This is a genomic window from Parafrankia sp. FMc2 (assembly GCF_041008525.1).
Classification (GTDB): Bacteria; Actinomycetota; Actinomycetes; order Frankiales; family Frankiaceae; genus Parafrankia.
Map to the genome: position 1 here is coordinate 1 of NZ_JBFLUG010000414.1, position 1,196 is coordinate 1,196.

The following is a 1,196-nucleotide window of genomic DNA, read 5'->3' on the forward strand; positions in this document are numbered from 1 at the left end:
ACCGAGGACCCCTGGGGGGTTCCACGGTCCGGTTCAACCAGTATTCCGTCCGGCTGCCGGGTCGGTGCTGCAAGCCAGCGCCGCACGTACAGCACGATCCATTTCTGGTCGGTGTTTGCCTCCACTGCCTTGACGATAAGGTCGTGTGGGACGCTGTCGAAGAACTTCTCCACGTCCAGGTCGAGGACCCAGTCGTGTTTCCAGCAGCGCGCCCGGCACTTTGCCACCGCGTCGATTGCCGACCGGCCCACACGGTATCCATCCGAGTCCACGTGGAAGATCTCTTCCGTGCGTTTCTCCAGACGCCGAGCGACCACGGTCTGTGCGATCCTGTCCGCGACGGTGGGCACCCCGAGCATGCGGATACCCCGACCTCCGTCCTTGGGTATCGGCACGGCCCGCACCGGGTTCGGGAAATACGACCCTGAACTCATCCGATTCCAGATCCGGTACAGCTGGTCTTTCAGATCCTTCTCGAACTCCGCCAGAGACACCCCGTCCACACCCGGCGCACCCTTGTTGGCCCTGACTTTCTGGTATGCCTCCCACACTTCCCACTTCGAGATCTCAAACGGTTTCTCGTTCCGCTGTGGTCCGCCCACCCGATCCCTCCCGGGAATCTTCCCGGTTGCCCGAACGAACTAACCTGGACAGTCCGGCCCCTTCACTCCATCCCGATTACCGGAATTTCAACGCTAATATGGGCCGGTCCGACTGCACGCCCCGCGACGCTACTCGACGTCTCACGGTTTCTGCCGCTTGACGGCTTCGCTCTCACCCCAGATATCCCGGGGAAGTGTCGGGGCATGCCCTCCCACGTTCCGCATGGAAGCCGCAGACCGGGCTCGTGCCGCCATTCACACCGGGCACCGCCTGGCCAGTAAACGGGTATCCGCCAGACTCATCCCAGAACACACTCTACATTCCAGTTTTGATGCCAGCTGCACATTTCGGTGCTTCAACAGCGGAGAGCTGAGCTCACCTTCCCGATCCCCAGCTGACGCATCACGTGCGCCTTTTCCTCAACGCTCACCACGACAGTCTTCAGCTAACGCAGCTTGAGGTGCTTTGAAACCTCCCCCCGCAGGGCGGTTCCGGAGGGCCAACAATCCTCCATCTTCCATGCAGTTACACGCCTTCGCAGGAACAGCCGACCTACCCTACGCGGCTATCCAACTCGACGTTCGTGGTACACA

1 protein-coding gene is annotated in these 1,196 nt (G+C 61.4%); it reads right to left on the minus strand.

Annotation, left to right across the window (positions count from 1 at the left end):
• Positions 1 to 602 (minus strand): reverse transcriptase domain-containing protein (locus AB1460_RS37630; RefSeq protein ID WP_368967351.1); only part of this gene is annotated, 602 nt, incomplete at its 3' end.
• Positions 603 to 1,196 lie beyond the last annotated feature (594 nt).